The 16,181-nt window shown below is 71.1% G+C and carries 18 protein-coding genes; 12 read left to right on the top strand and 6 right to left on the bottom strand.

The genetic code is table 11. The features are described 5' to 3' along the window. The first annotated feature begins 36 nt into the window (after positions 1-36). Both ACWCO8_RS29915 and ACWCO8_RS29910 read left to right on the top strand, forming a co-directional pair. Entirely contained in the window at positions 37-537 is a 501-nt protein-coding gene (locus ACWCO8_RS29915; protein ID WP_451034886.1) for a pyridoxamine 5'-phosphate oxidase family protein, read from the top strand. 11 nt (positions 538-548) lie between these two features. Beyond that, a complete protein-coding gene (locus tag ACWCO8_RS29910) occupies positions 549-980 on the top strand; it encodes a VOC family protein (RefSeq protein WP_451034885.1) in 432 nt (143 codons plus the stop codon). Between the two features lie 37 nt (positions 981-1,017). Here the strand turns inward: ACWCO8_RS29910 and ACWCO8_RS29905 are convergent, their stop codons facing one another. Further along, complete coding sequence (locus ACWCO8_RS29905; protein WP_451034884.1) at positions 1,018-1,518, bottom strand: GNAT family N-acetyltransferase; 501 nt, start codon at positions 1,516-1,518, stop codon at positions 1,018-1,020. Between the two features lie 208 nt (positions 1,519-1,726). On the opposite strand from ACWCO8_RS29905, the gene ACWCO8_RS29900 reads away from it, so the two are divergent. Beyond that, positions 1,727-1,999 (top strand): SH3 domain-containing protein, encoded by a 273-nt coding sequence (locus tag ACWCO8_RS29900; RefSeq protein WP_451034883.1) that lies wholly within the window; start codon positions 1,727-1,729, stop codon positions 1,997-1,999. Positions 2,000-2,075: 76 nt separating this feature from the next. Here the strand turns inward: ACWCO8_RS29900 and ACWCO8_RS29895 are convergent, their stop codons facing one another. Next, entirely contained in the window at positions 2,076-3,437 is a 1,362-nt protein-coding gene (locus tag ACWCO8_RS29895) for a glutamine synthetase family protein (protein ID WP_451034882.1), read from the bottom strand. Between the two features lie 225 nt (positions 3,438-3,662). Between ACWCO8_RS29895 and ACWCO8_RS29890 the strand changes: the two genes are divergently transcribed. The 4 genes from ACWCO8_RS29890 to ACWCO8_RS29875 all read left to right on the top strand — a co-directional run bounded on the left by ACWCO8_RS29890 (position 3,663) and on the right by ACWCO8_RS29875 (position 5,978). Beyond that, a complete protein-coding gene (locus ACWCO8_RS29890) occupies positions 3,663-4,070 on the top strand; it encodes a hypothetical protein (protein ID WP_451034881.1) in 408 nt (135 codons plus the stop codon). Positions 4,071-4,152: 82 nt separating this feature from the next. After that, positions 4,153-4,806 (top strand): DUF3105 domain-containing protein, encoded by a 654-nt coding sequence (locus ACWCO8_RS29885; RefSeq protein WP_362013588.1) that lies wholly within the window; start codon positions 4,153-4,155, stop codon positions 4,804-4,806. 2 nt (positions 4,807-4,808) lie between these two features. Then, on the top strand, positions 4,809-5,447 hold the full coding sequence (locus ACWCO8_RS29880; protein WP_362013618.1) for a DUF305 domain-containing protein: 639 nt from the start codon (positions 4,809-4,811) through the stop codon (positions 5,445-5,447). A gap of 111 nt (positions 5,448-5,558) precedes the next feature. Next, complete coding sequence (locus ACWCO8_RS29875; protein WP_362013590.1) at positions 5,559-5,978, top strand: CBS domain-containing protein; 420 nt, start codon at positions 5,559-5,561, stop codon at positions 5,976-5,978. Here ACWCO8_RS29875 and ACWCO8_RS29870 read toward each other — a convergent pair. Beyond that, positions 5,963-6,832 (bottom strand): alpha/beta fold hydrolase, encoded by an 870-nt coding sequence (locus ACWCO8_RS29870; RefSeq protein ID WP_451034880.1) that lies wholly within the window; start codon positions 6,830-6,832, stop codon positions 5,963-5,965. The genes ACWCO8_RS29875 and ACWCO8_RS29870 overlap by 16 nt on opposite strands. Then, entirely contained in the window at positions 6,829-7,572 is a 744-nt protein-coding gene (locus tag ACWCO8_RS29865; protein ID WP_451034879.1) for a DUF998 domain-containing protein, read from the bottom strand. Before ACWCO8_RS29865 ends, ACWCO8_RS29870 begins: the two co-directional genes overlap by 4 nt. 319 nt (positions 7,573-7,891) lie before the next feature. On the opposite strand from ACWCO8_RS29865, the gene ACWCO8_RS29860 reads away from it, so the two are divergent. After that, complete coding sequence (locus tag ACWCO8_RS29860; RefSeq protein WP_451034878.1) at positions 7,892-8,812, top strand: DUF4190 domain-containing protein; 921 nt, start codon at positions 7,892-7,894, stop codon at positions 8,810-8,812. A gap of 74 nt (positions 8,813-8,886) precedes the next feature. Next, positions 8,887-10,653 carry an NAD+ synthase gene (locus tag ACWCO8_RS29855; protein WP_451034877.1) on the top strand — a complete coding sequence of 589 codons (1,767 nt, stop codon included), beginning with the start codon at positions 8,887-8,889 and terminating at the stop codon, positions 10,651-10,653. Here the strand turns inward: ACWCO8_RS29855 and ACWCO8_RS29850 are convergent. Together ACWCO8_RS29850 and ACWCO8_RS29845 are read right to left on the bottom strand one after the other, a co-directional pair. After that, positions 10,619-11,866 (bottom strand): MFS transporter, encoded by a 1,248-nt coding sequence (locus tag ACWCO8_RS29850; RefSeq protein WP_451034876.1) that lies wholly within the window; start codon positions 11,864-11,866, stop codon positions 10,619-10,621. The two genes, ACWCO8_RS29855 and ACWCO8_RS29850, sit on opposite strands and share 35 nt — an antisense overlap. Positions 11,867-12,014: 148 nt before the next feature. Further along, positions 12,015-13,037, bottom strand: a complete 1,023-nt coding sequence (locus ACWCO8_RS29845; RefSeq protein ID WP_362013600.1) for an endonuclease/exonuclease/phosphatase family protein — start codon at positions 13,035-13,037, stop codon at positions 12,015-12,017. Positions 13,038-13,348: 311 nt separating this feature from the next. Between ACWCO8_RS29845 and panB the strand changes: the two genes are divergently transcribed. From panB to ACWCO8_RS29830, 3 genes are all read left to right on the top strand, one after another. Further along, complete coding sequence (panB, locus tag ACWCO8_RS29840; protein WP_451034875.1) at positions 13,349-14,212, top strand: 3-methyl-2-oxobutanoate hydroxymethyltransferase; 864 nt, start codon at positions 13,349-13,351, stop codon at positions 14,210-14,212. 98 nt (positions 14,213-14,310) lie between these two features. Continuing rightward, positions 14,311-15,303 carry an ATP-binding cassette domain-containing protein gene (locus tag ACWCO8_RS29835; RefSeq protein WP_362013604.1) on the top strand — a complete coding sequence of 331 codons (993 nt, stop codon included), beginning with the start codon at positions 14,311-14,313 and terminating at the stop codon, positions 15,301-15,303. After that, positions 15,300-16,154: an ABC transporter permease gene (locus tag ACWCO8_RS29830; protein ID WP_362013605.1), complete on the top strand. Its 855-nt coding sequence runs from the start codon at positions 15,300-15,302 to the stop codon at positions 16,152-16,154. The genes ACWCO8_RS29835 and ACWCO8_RS29830 overlap by 4 nt, the downstream gene beginning before the upstream one ends. Positions 16,155-16,181 lie beyond the last annotated feature (27 nt).

Here is a 16,181-nt window from a genome sequence, read left to right as displayed (position 1 = left end):
GACCCCGCTCGCCCCGCTCCCGAAAGAGGAACGCCGATGACCCCGGAACCGAGCCTTGACCCCCGCTACAGCGACCCGAAGGCCCGGCCTGCGGAATGGGCGGCGGTCTCCGCCCGGCTGGCCGGGGCCGAGGTCTTCTGGCTGACCACCGTCCGCCCGGAGGGCCGCCCTCATGTGACTCCGCTGATCGCGGTCTGGTCGGCGGACGCGCTGCACTTCTGCACCGGCCCGGACGAGCGCAAGGCGCGCAATCTGGCGGAGAACGGCGAGGTCGTCCTGACCACCGGGACGCCGACGCTGGAGGACGGCTTCGACCTCGTGGTGGAGGGCGAGGCCGTCCGGGTGACGGACGAGGCGCGGCTGCGGGCGCTGGCCGACGCGTACGTCGAGAAGTACGGCGAGGACTGGCGATTCGACGTGCGGGACGGTGCGTTCGTGGGCGACGGTGGGACCGCCCTGGTGTTCGCCGTCGCACCGCGCACGGTCTTCGGCTTCGCCAAGGGCGAGCAGTTCGGTCAGACCCGCTGGCGTTTCTGAGGAGACCTTCCATGAACTGGACGCTCGAAGTCGTCCTCGTCCCCGTGACCGACCTGGACCGGGCGAAGGAGTTCTACGGCGAGAAGTGCGGCTTCACGATCGACCTCGACACCGAGGTCGCTCCGGGCATCCGGATCATCCAGGCGACGCCGCCGGGCTCGCGCTGCTCGATCTCGATGGAGAGCGGCATGCCGCCGATGCCGGGCACGAAGCCGATGACCCCGGGCAGCCTGCAGGGCCTCCAGCTGTGCGTCACCGACATCGAGGCGGCCCGCGAGGAGCTGCTCGGCCGGGGCGTGGACGTCTCCCCGGTCCGCCGCGTGGGCGCGTCGGGCTGGGAGGAGGGCAAGGGCGAGACGTGGAACTCGTTCCTCACCTTCGCGGACCCGGACGGCAACGGCTGGGTGGTCCAGGAGGCCCCGTCGGAGCTGTCGGAACGCTGAGCGGGGGGCGGGGGCGCGCAGGCTCAGGGACCCCGCCTCACTCCCCCGCGCCGAACTCCACCCGGTAGTACCGCACCCGCTCGTCCTCGCCCACGTACCGCATCCCGGCGCCCTCCATGACCTTCTGCGAGGCGACGTTCCCCAGATCGGCGTCGCCCTTGGCCCCGGCGACCCCCTGTGCGCGGGCCAGGTCGAGCAGCGCGCGCAGGGCCTCGGTGGCGTACCCCCGCCCCCGTACCCCGGGCACGAGCCCGTACCCCACGGTCACGAACCGCCCCTCGTCGGGCGGCCCGTGGAACCCGATCCCCCCGACGGCCACCCGGTCCTCCCGGCGCCGTATCTCGTACGGCCCGAACACCCCGGGGTCCCCGTGCTCGTCCCGCGCGTCCAGGAACCGCCGCGCCACGGCGACATCCACGTCGGAGGGGTACCCCTCGGCCCACTGCCCCGGGAACGCGGGCACAAGGCCGACGATCCGCGCCGCATCGTCGGCACTGAGCCGCCGCAACACCAGCCGCTCACTCAACAACTCGTCCATCCCGCCTGACTACCACCCGACCGCCCCACGTCACATCAGGTTTTCAGGAGGGAGGGGCTGTCGGAATGACGCCGGGCCGCCGTCCGTGGCATGCCCCGCACGCCTCCGGCTCCCCGGCGGGAATCGGCCGTAGCGTGCGAACGACCCGTCCGGATACCGGACGACGTCCCGCACCCCCCGCCACTCCGGCGTTCCCCTGGAGGTCATGATGCCCAGTCCGCCCCAGCCGTTCGGCACCGTCGTCAGCACCATCGGCGTCAATCTGCGGAAGTACCCGAGCACCGACTCGACCATCGTCGGCAACCTGAACCACGGCGCCGAGATCGGCCTGCGCAGCAAGGTCCACGCCCAGACCATCGACGGCAACAGCATCTGGTACCTGCTGCGCGACCAGGCCGTCTGGGTCGCCGCCCGGCACGTGGACAACACAGGAAACGTCCCGCTGTCCAAGGACGTCGAACCGGCCGCGCCCCACGGCTGACAGCGACCAGCCCGTCAGAGCTGTTCCAAACAGAAGAGGGCCGGCGGCAGCATGCCACCGGCCCTCATCGCGCGACCTACAGCACCGGCAGGTTCTTCCGGAGCTCGAAGGCGGTGACCTCGGAGCGGTACTCCTCCCACTCCTGCTTCTTGTTGCGCAGGAAGAAGTCGAAGACGTGCTCGCCGAGGGTCTCCGCCACCAGTTCGCTGCGTTCCATCAGGTGGATCGCCTCGCCCAGGTTCTGCGGGAGCGGTTCGATGCCCATCGCGCGGCGTTCCGCGTCCGAGAGGGCCCAGACGTCGTCGTCGGCGCCGGCCGGGAGTTCGTAGCCCTCCTCGATGCCCTTGAGGCCCGCCGCCAGGAGGACCGCGTAGGTCAGGTAGGGGTTCGCGCCCGAGTCGATCGAGCGGACCTCCACCCGCGACGAGCCCGTCTTGCCCGGCTTGTACATCGGGACGCGGATCAGGGCCGAGCGGTTGTTGTGGCCCCAGCAGATGTACGAGGGGGCCTCGCCGCCCGCGCCGGCCGCGCGGGAGGAGCCGCCCCAGATGCGCTTGTAGGAGTTGACCCACTGGTTGGTGACGGCCGAGATCTCCGCCGCGTGCTTCAGGAGGCCCGCGATGAAGGAACGTCCCACCTTGGAGAGCTGGTACTCCGCGCCCGACTCGTAGAACGCGTTCCGGTCGCCCTCGAAGAGCGAGAGGTGGGTGTGCATGCCCGAGCCCGGGTACTCCGAGAAGGGCTTCGGCATGAAGGTCGCCTGGACGCCCTGCTCCAGCGCCACCTGCTTCATCACCAGGCGGAACGTCATGATGTTGTCCGCCGTCGACAGCGCGTCCGCGTAGCGGAGGTCGATCTCCTGCTGGCCCGGCGCGCCCTCGTGGTGGGAGAACTCCACCGAGATGCCCATCGACTCCAGCATCGTGATGGCCTGGCGCCGGAAGTCCATGCCCACGTTCTGCGGGGTGTGGTCGAAGTAGCCGGAGTTGTCGGCGGGGGTCGGCTTCGAGCCGTCCAGCGGCTTGTCCTTCAGGAGGAAGAACTCGATCTCCGGGTGGGTGTAGAACGTGAAGCCCAGGTCCGAGGTCTTGGCCAGAATGCGCTTGAGGACGAAGCGCGGGTCCGCGAAGGACGGCGAGCCGTCCGGCATCAGGATGTCGCAGAACATCCGGGCCGTGCCCGGGGCCTCGGCGCGCCAGGGCAGGATCTGGAAGGTGCCCGGGTCCGGCTTGGCGATCATGTCGGATTCGTATACGCGGGCGAAGCCCTCGATGGCGGAGCCGTCGAAGCCGATGCCCTCGTCGAACGCCTGCTCAAGCTCGGCGGGCGCCACGGCCACCGACTTCAGGAAGCCGAGGACGTCGGTGAACCACAGCCGCACGAACCGGATGTCGCGCTCTTCGAGCGTCCGGAGCACGAATTCCTGCTGCTTGTCCATTTCCACACCCATCTTTGCTGGTCAGGCCGCCTGTTCCCACCGCCTCGGGCACATCGGAGGGCACCTGAGCATCCCACCACATGGTTTCGCGCACGTTGCACACCCATAGTGCCCGCTCGCGTGTGACTCAGGTAACGGAAGACAGGCCGGATCCGGGCGTCTGTTCGCTCCGCGGTTGCCCCCGAGTGTCCCCTCCAGGCCCTTCGGCCACTACGATCTCCGGCCATGGGGGGACCTCTGTCCGTACGCCGGTCCCGGCGCGCGCGTCCCATGGCACTGGCGAGTGCCGTGGCGACGCTCCTCGCCGCGCTCTTCGTCTGTCTGGGGAGCGGAGAGCCCGGTTCCGCGCACCACGGGCGCGACAGCTCCGCGGACCGGGTCGCGGGAGCCACCGGCGCCGCACCCGTCGTCCCCGTCTTCAGCGAGTACGTCTGTCCTTATGACCGCGACGGCTGCTCCCTCTTCCCCTCGCTCAGCCCGGCGGTGCTCACCGCGCCGCCGCTCGACCCCCCGCCGCAGGCGGAGGGCCGGCTCCCGGGCCCCGTGGCGGCGTACGACACCGCCCGGGCACCCCGCTCGGCCGCGCAGCCGCGCGCGCCGGACCTGCACGTCCTTCAAGTCCTGCGGACGTAGCCGGCGGGCCACCACCCCTTGCCCCGCCCACGGCTCACGCCCGACACCTGACGCCACCCCACATCCGAGAAGGACGACCACCATGGCCGCCAACCGCTCCGCCAACGCCGACCGCCGCGCCCGAATAGAGGAGATGCGCCGCGCCGAGCAGGCCCGCGAGCGCCGCAACCGCTTCATCACCATCGGCGTCTCCGCCGTGGTCGTCCTGAGCCTCGTCGGCTTCGGCGGCTACGTGCTCAACCAGCAGTCCGAGAAGAAGGAGAAGCAGGAGGCCGCCGCCAAGGCTCCCATCAAGGACGAGAAGTCCTGGGACGCCAAGAAGCTCGGGCGCAACCACGTGACCACCCCGGTCTCCTACGAGATGAAGCCGCCGGTCGGCGGTGACCACGACCAGGTCTGGCAGAACTGCGACGGCGACGTCTACACGACGCAGATCGCCGACGTGAACGCCGTCCACTCGCTGGAGCACGGCGCGGTCTGGGTCACGTACAGCAAGAAGGCCCCCGAGGCCGAGGTGAAGAAGCTGGCCGAGAAGGTCGGCAAGACCCCGTACACGCTGATGAGCCCGATCGACGACCAGGCCGGCGCGATCATGCTGAGCGCCTGGGGCAAGCAGGTGACCGTGGACAGCGCGAGCGACCCGCGGGTCGACGCCTTCTTCACCAAGTACGTGCAGGGCCCGCAGACCCCCGAGCCGGGCGCGGCCTGCACCGGTGGTGTCGGAGCCACCCAGTGAAGCTGACCCGTACGCACGGGGCCTCGATCGCCGCCGTCGTCCTCGCGCTGCTCTTCGCCGGGGGCGCCGTCACGGTCGCCTCCGGAGAGGACGAGGGCGCGGCTGCGGCGTCCCCCGCCTCGGTGTCGGCGGACGCGGGCTTCGCCCGTGACATGTCCGTCCACCACCAGCAGGCCGTCGAGATGTCGTTCATCGTCCGGGACCGGACCGAGGACGCGGACGTACGCCGGCTCGCGTACGACATCGCCAACACGCAGGCCAACCAGCGCGGCATGATGCTGGGCTGGCTGGACATGTGGGGGCTGCCGAAAGTCGAGTCGGGCACCGAGCCGATGGCCTGGATGGGCATGGGCGGGCATGGTGACACCGGTCCCCTCGACGGGGCGCTGATGCCGGGCATGGCGACCGACACCGAGCTGGACCGCCTGCGGAAGGCGAGCGGCAAGGAGGCGGAGATCCTCTACCTCCAGCTGATGATCGACCACCACAAGGGCGGTGTGCACATGGCCCAGGGCTGTGTGGACAAGTGCTCCGTGGAGGTCGAGAAGAACCTCGCGCAGGGCATGGTCGAGGCCCAGGAGTCCGAGATCGGGCTGATGACCATGCTGCTGGAGCAGCGCGGAGCGAAGCCTCGCGGCTGAGCCCCGCACCCCGGCCCCCGTGACCCCAGCGGTCGCGGGGGCCGTCGCGTACGCGGACAATGGTTGAGGCTCGGGGACGTACGACGACGTGACTACGGAGGTACGCACCCCATGACCACGGCGAAGGACATCATGCACCCCGGGGCCCAGTGGATTCCCCGGCACGAAACGCTCGACCGCGCGGCCCAGCTGATGCGCGACCTCAACGTGGGCGCCCTGCCGATCGCCGACGAGAACGAGCGGCTGTGCGGCATCATCACGGACCGCGACATCGTGGTCGGCTGTGTGGCCATGGGTCACGACCCGGCGAAGGTCACCTGTGGCGAGATGGCCAACGGCACCCCCCGCTGGATCGACGCCGGCTCGGACGTGGGCGCGGTCCTGGAGGAGATGCAGAGTCATCAGATCCGCCGCCTCCCCGTCATCGAGAACAAGAAGCTCGTCGGCATGATCAGCGAGGCCGATCTGGCCCAGCATCTGACGGACGAACAGATCAAGGCGTTCTGCGAGAGCGTCTACGCCGCTTCCTGAGGCCCGAGTCCCAGGACGGGGCTTCCGCCGGGGTGCAGTACGGCCCCGGCGACCACGTCCGGGCAGTCCAGCATCATCAGGTGGCCCGACGGTTCGACCGCCTCGTAGCGGGCGTCGAGCCGTTGGGCCAGCGCGCGTTGGCGGCGGGCCCAGCGGGCGGAGCCGTCAGGGGCCGCGAGGACGGTGACGGGGACGCCGGACGGCAGCGGCCGCTCCTCGCGCAGCGCGAGGAGTTCGGCGGCGACGGCTCGGTAGTGGGCGTTCTCCAGGAGCGTGCCCCGCAGCACGCGTGAGGTGCGGTAGCAGCGGCGTACGAGGTCGGTGGGCGCCGGGTCGCCGCCCGACGCCCGGGAGAGCCGTACGGTGGCGCGGCGGACGGCCGGGCCGAGGGCGGCCGGGGCTCCGGCGGCCGAAAGCAAGGTGCCGAGGCCGCGGGCGGCGGCGGTGCGCAGGGCGGGGGCGGCGGGCGTACGGGCCTGCTCCTCGACGGACACGTCGACGAGGAGGAGCCCGGCGGTGCGGGCCGGGTGCAGCCGGGCGAAGGCCTCCGCGTGGAACCCGGCGATGGAGTGCCCGACGACGGTGACAGGCCCCGCGGGCAGGGGCAGCGCGTCGAGGAGGCCGGCGATGCGGTGGGCCTCGCCGGTGGCCGAGGGCGGGACGGCGGCGGGGGCGGAGAGGCCGTGGCCGGGGCGGTCGAAGCGGACGACCGTGCGGTGCGGTGCGAGCAGCGGGACGACCGGGTCCCAGTCGAACCAGCTCATCCCGAGGCCGGCGCTGAGCACGCAGACGGGTCCGGTGCCCTCGACGACGACGTGGTGGGCCACTCCCCCGACCCGTACGAACTCGCTCACGGTCGCTCCCCTCGCTCCCGGACGACGGAGACGGCGAGGACGACGAGCCAGACCGCGACGAGCAGGACCTGGAGCCGCTGTCCGGCCCCGAGCGCCCAGGTGTCGTGGCCCGCCTCGAAGGCGGCGACGGCGGCCAGCGTCCATACGGTGGCGGCCAGTTCGACGGCGACGAGGGCGGGGCCGAACCGGGCCAGCGGCCGCCACACGCCGTGGCGGTGTGCGGCGAAGGTCAGCAGGAGCATGCCGGCGACGGCCGCCGCCATGGCGAGGCTGGAGCTGACCGCGTGGGCCGCATGGGTGAACGGGACAAGCCCTGCGTCCTCCCGGGCCGCGCACGCCGGGTCGGCGGTGGGCGTGCAGCTGAGCGGCAGCCGCGAGTCGGCGACGGTGGCGGCCCCGAACAGCGCGAGGGCGCCCCAGCCGGCGCGCACGAGCCTGCCGGGGCGGGCCCGTCGGCCGCCCCACAGCGCCGTCAGCGCCGCCGCGAGGATCAGGAGGCCGGAGGTGAGGTCGCTCGCGCGGAAGAAGTCTCCGTGCGGCTGGTCGGTGGCCATGAGCTCGGAGACGTACGACCGGACCGGGTCGAGCCCGGTCCGGACGACGGCTTCGAGGATCCACGCGCTGTAGGTGAGCGCGCCGAGGACGAGCAGGACGGCGGTGGCTCGCGCGGCACCGTCGGGCCGGGCCGGGGCGGGCCCGGACGATGCGGGCCCGGACGAGGCGGGCCGGGGCAAGGACATAGTGGTACGGATGCTATTCGGGCACGGCGGTGTCCCGGTGGTCGGGGTGGACCCAGCTGGGCTTGCGTCCGAGCGGCTTGCCGAGGGCCTCGCTGACCCAGCGGTAGATGCCGCCCGTCCAGCCGGAGGCGAGTTCGGCGCCGACGAGGGCTCATGATCAAAGGGACCCGGCGGCCCCGCATGTCGACGGCGAGCGTCTTCAGGACACCTTCAGGACACCTTCACGGACACCGGTCGATCACAAAATCCCTGGCTCCTCCATAATCAGCTGGCCTAACGTCAGGCCTCTGAACCGCAGCGATCCCCGGAGGACGCCCGCATGACCACGCCCCACGAGAACCCCGAGAAGAACCCCTGGGGTCCTCCGTCCTCGACGCCGCCCGGCCCGCCTCCGGCCGGTGCGACGCTGCCGGGCATGCCCCCGTACGGCATGCCCCCGACCGGCATACCGGGGATGCCGCCCCCGTACCAGGAGCCGAAGAACGGGCTCGGGGTGACCGCCCTGGTCCTGGGCCTCGTCGGTCTGCTCTTCGGGGTCTTCCCGTTCACGTTCTGGCTCGGCGCGATCCTGGGCATCATGGCCCTGATCTTCGGCATCATCGGCCACGGCAAGGCCCGTCGGGGCGAGGCCACGAACAAGGGCATGGCCCTCTCCGGGATCATCCTCGGCGCGGTCGCGATCGTCGCCTCGATCGCGTGGCTGCTCGTCGTGGTCGTCGCGGTGAACGACGTCAAGAACGACATCGACGAGGAGATCGCCAAGCAGGACAAGGCCTCCTCGGCCCCCACCACGCCCGGCGCGACGAGCGAGCCCGAGCCGGAGCCGACCGAGACCGCCCCCGCCGCGCTGAAGTTCGGTCAGACCTTCACGTACGAGGACGGCATCAAGGTGACCGTCTCCAAGCCGCGCGCGTACCAGCCCGACCAGTTCGCCGCCGGGCACACCAAGGGCAACAAGGCCTTCCAGGTGACCGTCACGATCGTCAACGGCAGCAAGGAGACCCTCGACGTCACCGGCGCCCTGGTGGACGCCAGCGACGCGGAGGGCGCGCAGGCCGACGCGATCTTCGACGGCAGCGACGCGACGACGATGTTCCGGGGCAACGTGCTCCCCGGCAAGCAGGCCAAGGGCGACTTCGCCTTCTCGCTCCCCGCCGCCGCGGCCGGCGAGATGCAGATCGAGCTGGCCCCGACGATCCTCGAGCACGACGAGGCGATCTGGACCGGCCCGACGAAGTAGTCACGTCGGCGTACGCAGGACCTGGCGTCGGCGTACGCAGGACATAGCGTCGGTCTGACGATTACACTGGGCGGGTGCCTCAACTACGCCTCGCTCTGAATCAGATCGACTCGACCGTCGGCGATCTCACCGCCAACACCGAGGCGGTCGTCCGCTGGACCCGGCACTGCGCCGAGCAGGGCGCGCATCTGGCCGCGTTCCCCGAGATGGTCCTGACCGGCTACCCCGTCGAGGACCTCGCGCTGCGCTCGTCCTTCGTCGAGGCGTCCCGGGCCGCCCTGCGGGCGCTCGCCCGGCGCCTCGACGCCGAGGGTCTCGGGGAGCTGCCGGTGATCGTCGGCTACCTCGACCGTTCGGACCGCGCCGAGCCCCGGCTCGGCCGGCCCGCCGGTTCCCCGGAGAACGCGGCAGCCGTGCTGCACCGGGGCGAGGTGGTGCTCCGGTTCGCCAAGCACCACCTGCCCAACTACGGGGTCTTCGACGAGTTCCGCTACTTCGTCCAGGGCGACACCATGCCCGTCGTCCGGGTCCACGGCGTCGACGTGGCCCTCGCGATCTGCGAGGACCTCTGGCAGGACGGCGGCCGGGTGCCGGCCACCCGCAGCGCCGGTGCCGGGCTGCTCGTCTCGATCAACGCCTCGCCGTACGAGCGGGAGAAGGACGACACCCGGCTCGAACTTGTCCGCAAGCGCGCCCAGGAGGCCGGCTGCACCACCGCGTACGTCGCGATGATCGGCGGTCAGGACGAGCTGGTCTTCGACGGCGACTCGATCGTGGTCGACGCGCACGGCGAGGTCGTGGCGCGCGCCCCGCAGTTCTCCGAGGGCACGGTGATCGTGGACCTCGACCTGCCGGCCGCCGCGCCCCTCTCCGACGCGCCGACGGGCGTCGTCGACGACGGGCTGCGGATCGACCGGGTGGTCCTCTCCGAGGACCCGCTGCCCGCCTACGAGCCGGAGTTGACGGGCGGTTACGCGGACCGGCTCGACGACGACGAGGAGGTGTACTCGGCGCTGGTCGTGGGCCTGCGCGCGTACATCGCCAAGAACGGCTTCCGGTCGGTGCTCATCGGCCTGTCGGGCGGCATCGACTCGGCGCTGGTCGCCTCGATCGCCTGCGACGCGGTCGGCGCGCGGAACGTGTACGGCGTCTCGATGCCCTCGAAGTACTCCTCGGACCACTCGCGCGGCGACGCCGCCGACCTGGCCCGGCGCACAGGCCTCAACTTCCGTACGGTGTCGATCGAGCCGATGTTCGACGCGTACATGGGCGCGCTCGGTCTCACGGGCCTCGCGGAGGAGAACCTCCAGTCCCGGCTGCGCGGCACGATGCTGATGGCGATCTCCAACCAGGAGGGCCATCTCGTCCTCGCGCCGGGCAACAAGTCCGAGCTGGCGGTGGGGTATTCGACGCTGTACGGCGACTCGGTGGGCGCGTACGGGCCCATCAAGGACGTCTACAAGTCGACCGTGTTCCGGCTCGCGCGCTGGCGCAACCGGGCGGCCGAGGAGCGGGGCATGACCCCGCCGATCCCGGAGAGTTCGATCACCAAGCCGCCGAGCGCCGAGCTGCGCCCTGACCAGGTCGACACGGACTCGCTGCCGGACTACGACGTCCTGGACGCGGTCCTGGCCCTGTACGTCGACCGCGACCAGGGCCGGGACGCCATCGTCGCGGCCGGCTTCGACGAGGAGCTGGTGACGCGGACGCTGCGGATGGTGGACACGGCGGAGTACAAGCGGCGCCAGTACCCGCCGGGCACCAAGATCTCGGCGAAGGGCTTCGGCAAGGACCGCCGCCTGCCGATCACGAACCGCTGGCGGGAGTCCCCGAGCGACTGACCACAGGCTCGACTGCCGGGGCGCTTCCCGCGACGACGCGGGAGGCGCCCTCCGTCGTACCCGCACTCGTACGCGTACGGTCCAGCAGGCCCGCCACCGCCGCGATCGCCAGGCCGACCACCGCCAGGCCCGCGCCGACCAGGGTCGGGGAGGTCCAGCCCCAGCCGGTGGCGACGGCCGCGCCGCCCGCCCAGGCGCCGCCCGCGTTGGCCAGGTTGAAGGCGGAGTGGTTGGAGGCGGAGGCCAGGGTCGGGGCGTCCTTGGCCTTGTTCATGACCAGCATCTGGAGCGGGGTCGTGGTCATGAAGCCGACGGCGCCGAGGACGACGACCGTCACCAGGGCCAGCCACGGCACATGGATCGTGAAGCGGAAGGCGACCAGGACGAGCGCCAGGGCGCCGAGGGAGCCGTAGAGGGTCGGGCGCAGCGCCCGGTCGGTGAGCGGGCCCGCGGCGAGGGCGCCGGCCGTCATGCCGATGCCGAAGAGGGCGAGGACCAGGGTGACGGAGGACTCCCCGAAGCCCATCACCTCGGTGGTCATCGAGGCGAGGTAGGAGTAGACGGCGAAGACGCCCGCGAAGCCGAAGACGGCGGTGAGCAGGCCGAGCAGCACCTGCGTCCTGCCGAGCGCGCGGACCTCGCGGCCCAGGCTCTGCCGCTCGTCGACGGGGACGTCCGGCACGAGCCGGGCGAGCGCGGCCATGGCCAGCAGGCCGATGACGGTGACCACGAGGAAGGTGGAGCGCCAGCCGAGGTGCTGGCCGAGCAGGGTCGCGGCCGGTACGCCGAGGATGTTGGCGACCGTGAGCCCGAGGAACATCGTGGCGACGGCCCGCGCCTGCCGCCCCTCCGCCACCAGGCGCGCGGCGACGACGGCCCCGACGCCGAAGAACGCGCCGTGCGGCAGCCCGGCGAGCACCCGGCCCGCGACCAGCCAGCCGAAGCCGGGGGCGAGCGCGGAGGCCAGGTTGCCGACGACGAACAGCGCCATCAGCAGGAGCAGCATCTTCTTGCGCGGCACGCGCGAGCCGAGGGCGGTGAGCAGCGGGGCGCCGACGACGACGCCGATCGCGTACGCCGAGACGAGGTGCCCGGCGGTGGGAACGGAGGTGCCGAGGTCGTCGGCGACGTTGGGCAGCAGGCCCATCATCACGAACTCGGTGGTGCCGATGCCGAAGGCGGAGACGGCGAGCGCGAGCAGCGCCAGGGGCATGGGGAGAGCCTTTCCAGACGAATAGTTCTTCGACTGAACAAATACTCTCAGGCGGAATGTTCCCCTCGGCTTCGGCCCGGTGAAGAGAAGGTTTCGGGCCCGGAGCGCCTGTGACGGCGGCGCGCCCGTGACAGCCGCGCGCCCCTGATCAGAGGGTGACGCGGGCCGCGATCGGCAGGTGGTCGCTCTTCGTCGCCGGGAGCGCCCACGAGGACACCGGCTCGACGCCCTTCACCAGGATCTGGTCGATCCGCGCCATCGGGAACGAGGCCGGCCAGCTGAAGCCGAAGCCGTCGCCCGAGGCGCCCTGGGTCGAGCGCATCTGCGCGGTCACGGCGTTGAGCGCGCGGTCGTTCATCGTGCCGTTGAGGTCGCCGAGCAGGACGATCCGCTCGTGCGACTCGGCGGCGATCGCCTCGCCGAGCAGGTTCGCGCTGTTGTCGCGCTGGTTGGCGGTGAAGCCCGCGTCCATCCGGACCCGTACGGACGGGAGGTGGGCGACGTAGACCGCGACCTCGGCCTTGGGGGTGGAGACGGTGGCGCGCATCGCCCGGGTCCAGCCCATGCCGATGTCGACGGGGGCCGCGCCGTGCAGCGGGTACTTGCTCCAGACCCCGACCGTGCCCTGCACCGAGTGGTACTTGTACGTGTCGGCCAGGCCCTTCTCGTAGACCGGGACCATGTCGCCCTTGAGCTCCTCCAGGGCCACCACGTCCGCGCCGGACCCGGCGATCTGCCGGGCGGTGCCCTCGGGGTCGGGGTTGTCGGCGTTCACGTTGTGGGTGGCGAAGGTGAGGTCGCCGCCCGCCTCCGACTTGTCGGTGATCAGGCCGCCGAAGAGGTTCAGCCAGACCAGGGCCGGCAGGAGCAGGGCGATCAGCGCGGTCGCGGAGCGCCGCAGCACGGCGAGGACCAGCAGGACCGGCACGAGGACGCCCAGCCAGGGCAGGAAGGTCTCGGTGAGGCTGCCCAGGTTGCCGATCCGGTTGGGGATCTCGGCGTGGAAGACCATGAGCAGGGTGAGCAGGACCGCGCAGACGGCGAGGAGGATGCCGCGGCGCCAGATGCCCCGGTCCCCGCGCAGACGGTCGAGCGCCGCTCGGAACCGGGATCCGGAGCGCTCGTTCCGGGCGCCGCCGTTCTCGGTCTCCGCCATGTCCACCCGCGCCATCACTCAGTCCTCACTGCCTTGCCGTCGTGCTGCCTTGCCCCGTGACCCGACGTCGACACTAGGTGATGCCGGGCTCGTCGTACTGCCACGTGGGACGACGGGGCCGCGCGGCGGGTTCCGGCGGTCTCCGTGCGGTGGGGTGGCTGTGACAGAACGCGCACATTCGTACGTTCGTCCCGAAATTCTTCCGTGTCGGCGGTGTGAACAGCGCCACCTCGCCCCACTTCCCCCGTCCCGGCGCGAAGTGCCACCATGGATGTGGTCCGGGGACGCCGTCAGGGCGCCTCGAGATGACGAAGGAGCCGTTCACCATGACGCTTCAGGCTGCCCAGAAGCAGTCCCCCGACAGCAGCAAGGCGCTGTACGGAGGCAAGGGCACGCGACGTATCACCGTCCACGACATCGCCGCCGCCAAGGCCCGCGGTGAGAAGTGGCCCATGCTGACCGCCTACGACGCGATGACCGCGTCCGTCTTCGACGAGGCCGGGATCCCGGTCGTGCTCGTCGGCGACTCCATGGGCAACTGCCATCTCGGGTACGACACCACCGTGCCCGTCACGATGGACGAGATGACCCTTCTGTCCGCCGCCGTCGTACGGGGCACCAAGCGCGCCCTCGTCGTCGGCGACCTCCCCTTCGGCTCGTACCAGGAAGGGCCGGTCCAGGCCCTGCGCAACGCGACCCGGCTCGTCAAGGACGCGGGCGTCGGAGCGATCAAGCTGGAGGGCGGCGAGCGTTCGCTGCCGCAGACCGAGCTGCTGGTCCAGGCCGGCATCCCGGTCATGTCCCACCTGGGCCTGACCCCGCAGTCCGTGAACACCATGGGCTACCGCGTGCAGGGCCGCAGCGACGAGGCCGCGCACCGGCTGCTGAGCGACGCCAAGGCGGCGCAGGACGCGGGCGCCTTCGCCGTCGTCCTGGAGCTCGTCCCGGCCGAGCTGGCCGCCGAGGTCACCCGCTCCCTGCACATCCCGACCATCGGCATCGGCGCGGGACCCGACACCGACGCCCAGGTCCTCGTCTGGACCGACATGGCCGGTCTCACCGGCGGCAAGGTGCCGCGCTTCACCAAGCAGTACGCGAACCTCCGCGCGACCCTCGGCGACGCCGCCAGGGCCTTCGCGGAGGACGTCGCCGGCGGGGCGTTCCCCGCCGAGGAGCACACCTTCCACTAGCCACCGTGGCACGGACCGCAGCCCGCCGACTTCCCCCATCGGCGGGCTGTCGGTCGTCTGTCGGTGCGTTGTCGGTGGTGCCTGATGTAGTGGGGTCCATGACGCGATCCACACACAACGCCGTCGAGGTACGAGGCCTCGTGAAGCACTACGGCGAGACGAAGGCCCTCGACGGGGTCGACCTCGATGTCCGGGAGGGCACGGTCCTCGGCGTGCTCGGCCCGAACGGCGCCGGCAAGACCACGCTCGTCCGCTGCCTGTCCACCCTGATCGTCCCGGACTCCGGGACCGCCACGGTCGCCGGGTTCGACGTGGTGAAGCAGCCCCGCCAGCTCCGCCGCACCATAGGCCTGACCGGCCAGTACGCCTCGGTCGACGAGAAGCTGTCCGGCTGGGAGAACCTGTACATGATCGGGCGGCTGCTCGACCTCTCCCGCGCGGACGCCCGGCGCCGTGCCGACGAGCTCCTTGAGCGGTTCTCGCTCACCGAGGCCGCCAAGCGGCCCGCCATGCAGTACTCCGGCGGTATGCGCCGCCGGCTCGACCTCGCGGCGTCGATGATCGGCCGCCCGGCCGTCCTGTACTTGGACGAGCCCACCACCGGCCTCGACCCGCGCACCCGCAACGAGGTCTGGGACGAGGTGCAGAGCATGGTCGCCGACGGCGTGACCGTCCTGCTCACCACCCAGTACATGGAGGAGGCCGAGCAGCTCGCGAGCGAGCTGACGGTCATCGACCGGGGCAAGGTCATCGCCAACGGCAAGGTCGACGAGCTGAAGGCCCGGGTCGGCGGCCGCACTCTGAAGGTCCGCCCCGTGGACCCGACGGAGCTGCCCGCCATGTCCGCGGCGCTGCGCGAGTCCGGTCTCGACGGCATCGCCGGCTCGACGATCGTTCCCGACGAGGACGCGCTGTACGTGCCGATCCTCAGCGACGAGCAGCTGACGGCCGTCGTGGGCCTGCTCGGCGCGCGCGGCTTCGGCATCGCGCACATCGGCACCCACCTGCCCAGCCTGGACGAGGTGTTCCTGGCCATCACGGGCGAGAAGTCGTCCGCTTCCGACACGATTTCCGAGGAGGTCGCCGCATGAGCACGACCACGACCACGGTCACCAAGCCTCCCGTCGACGCCCCTTCCCCGGTGCAGCGGACGCCCGTCGACGAGGGCCGGATCGGCCTGCGGGCCAATCTCCGCCACATCGGCGCCCTGGTGCGGCGCAACGCGCTGCAGATCAAGCAGGACCCGGAGTCGATGTTCGACGCGGTCCTGATGCCGATCATCTTCGTCCTGCTGTTCGTGTACGTCTTCGGCGGCGCGATCTCCGGCAAGGGCAACAACGACGCGTACGTGAACTACGTGGTGCCCGGCCTGATGGCGATGATGGGCATGAACATCGCCATGGCCGTCGGCACGGGTGTCAACGACGACTTCAAGAAGGGGGTGATGGACCGGTTCCGCACGATGCCGATCGCCCGGTCCTCGGTCCTCATAGCGAAGATCGTCGTCGAGATCGGCCGGATGCTGATCGCCACCGCGATCCTGCTCGGCATGGGCTTCATCCTCGGCCTGGAGATCAAGACCTCCGTCCTCGACCTCTTCGGTGCCATCGGTCTCTCGATGGTCTTCGGCGCCTCGCTGATGTGGATCTTCATCCTGCTCGGTCTGACGATGAAGACCGCCCAGGCCGTCCAGGGCATGGCGATGCTCGTCCTGATGCCGCTCCAGTTCGGCTCCTCGATCTTCGCCCCGACCTCGTCGATGCCCGGCTGGCTGGAGACCTTCACGGACTACAACCCGCTGTCGAACCTCGCCGACGCCGCCCGCGCCATGATCAACGGCACGCCGGTGGGCGACTCGGTCTGGATGACGCTCGGCTGGGCCGTGGTGATCACGGCCGTCACGGCGCCGCTCGCGGTGGCCAAGTTCCGCAAGAAGACCTGACCGGCACAGGGATTCAGGTCTACGGGG

It is taken from the genome of Streptomyces sp. NPDC001927 (assembly GCF_053594455.1).
Note: the sequence above shows the minus strand (reverse complement) of the source record. Positions and strands in the feature narration are given on the sequence as shown.

Bases quoted from the DNA above. Each gene is read 5' to 3' on its own strand.
- ACWCO8_RS29890 (WP_451034881.1), top strand. From the start codon at position 3,663: ATGGGGGGACCTCTGTCCGTACGCCGGTCCCGGCGCGCGCGTCCCATG.
- ACWCO8_RS29905 (WP_451034884.1), bottom strand. From the start codon at position 1,518: ATGGACGAGTTGTTGAGTGAGCGGCTGGTGTTGCGGCGGCTCAGTGCC.
- ACWCO8_RS29865 (WP_451034879.1), bottom strand. From the start codon at position 7,572: ATGTCCTTGCCCCGGCCCGCCTCGTCCGGGCCCGCATCGTCCGGGCCC.
- panB (WP_451034875.1), top strand. From the start codon at position 13,349: ATGACGCTTCAGGCTGCCCAGAAGCAGTCCCCCGACAGCAGCAAGGCG.
- ACWCO8_RS29850 (WP_451034876.1), bottom strand. From the start codon at position 11,866: ATGCCCCTGGCGCTGCTCGCGCTCGCCGTCTCCGCCTTCGGCATCGGC.
- ACWCO8_RS29900 (WP_451034883.1), top strand. From the start codon at position 1,727: ATGCCCAGTCCGCCCCAGCCGTTCGGCACCGTCGTCAGCACCATCGGC.
- ACWCO8_RS29915 (WP_451034886.1), top strand. From the start codon at position 37: ATGACCCCGGAACCGAGCCTTGACCCCCGCTACAGCGACCCGAAGGCC.
- ACWCO8_RS29895 (WP_451034882.1), bottom strand. From the start codon at position 3,437: ATGGACAAGCAGCAGGAATTCGTGCTCCGGACGCTCGAAGAGCGCGAC.
- ACWCO8_RS29845 (WP_362013600.1), bottom strand. From the start codon at position 13,037: ATGGCGCGGGTGGACATGGCGGAGACCGAGAACGGCGGCGCCCGGAAC.
- ACWCO8_RS29860 (WP_451034878.1), top strand. From the start codon at position 7,892: ATGACCACGCCCCACGAGAACCCCGAGAAGAACCCCTGGGGTCCTCCG.
- ACWCO8_RS29835 (WP_362013604.1), top strand. From the start codon at position 14,311: ATGACGCGATCCACACACAACGCCGTCGAGGTACGAGGCCTCGTGAAG.
- ACWCO8_RS29885 (WP_362013588.1), top strand. From the start codon at position 4,153: ATGGCCGCCAACCGCTCCGCCAACGCCGACCGCCGCGCCCGAATAGAG.
- ACWCO8_RS29830 (WP_362013605.1), top strand. From the start codon at position 15,300: ATGAGCACGACCACGACCACGGTCACCAAGCCTCCCGTCGACGCCCCT.
- ACWCO8_RS29875 (WP_362013590.1), top strand. From the start codon at position 5,559: ATGACCACGGCGAAGGACATCATGCACCCCGGGGCCCAGTGGATTCCC.
- ACWCO8_RS29910 (WP_451034885.1), top strand. From the start codon at position 549: ATGAACTGGACGCTCGAAGTCGTCCTCGTCCCCGTGACCGACCTGGAC.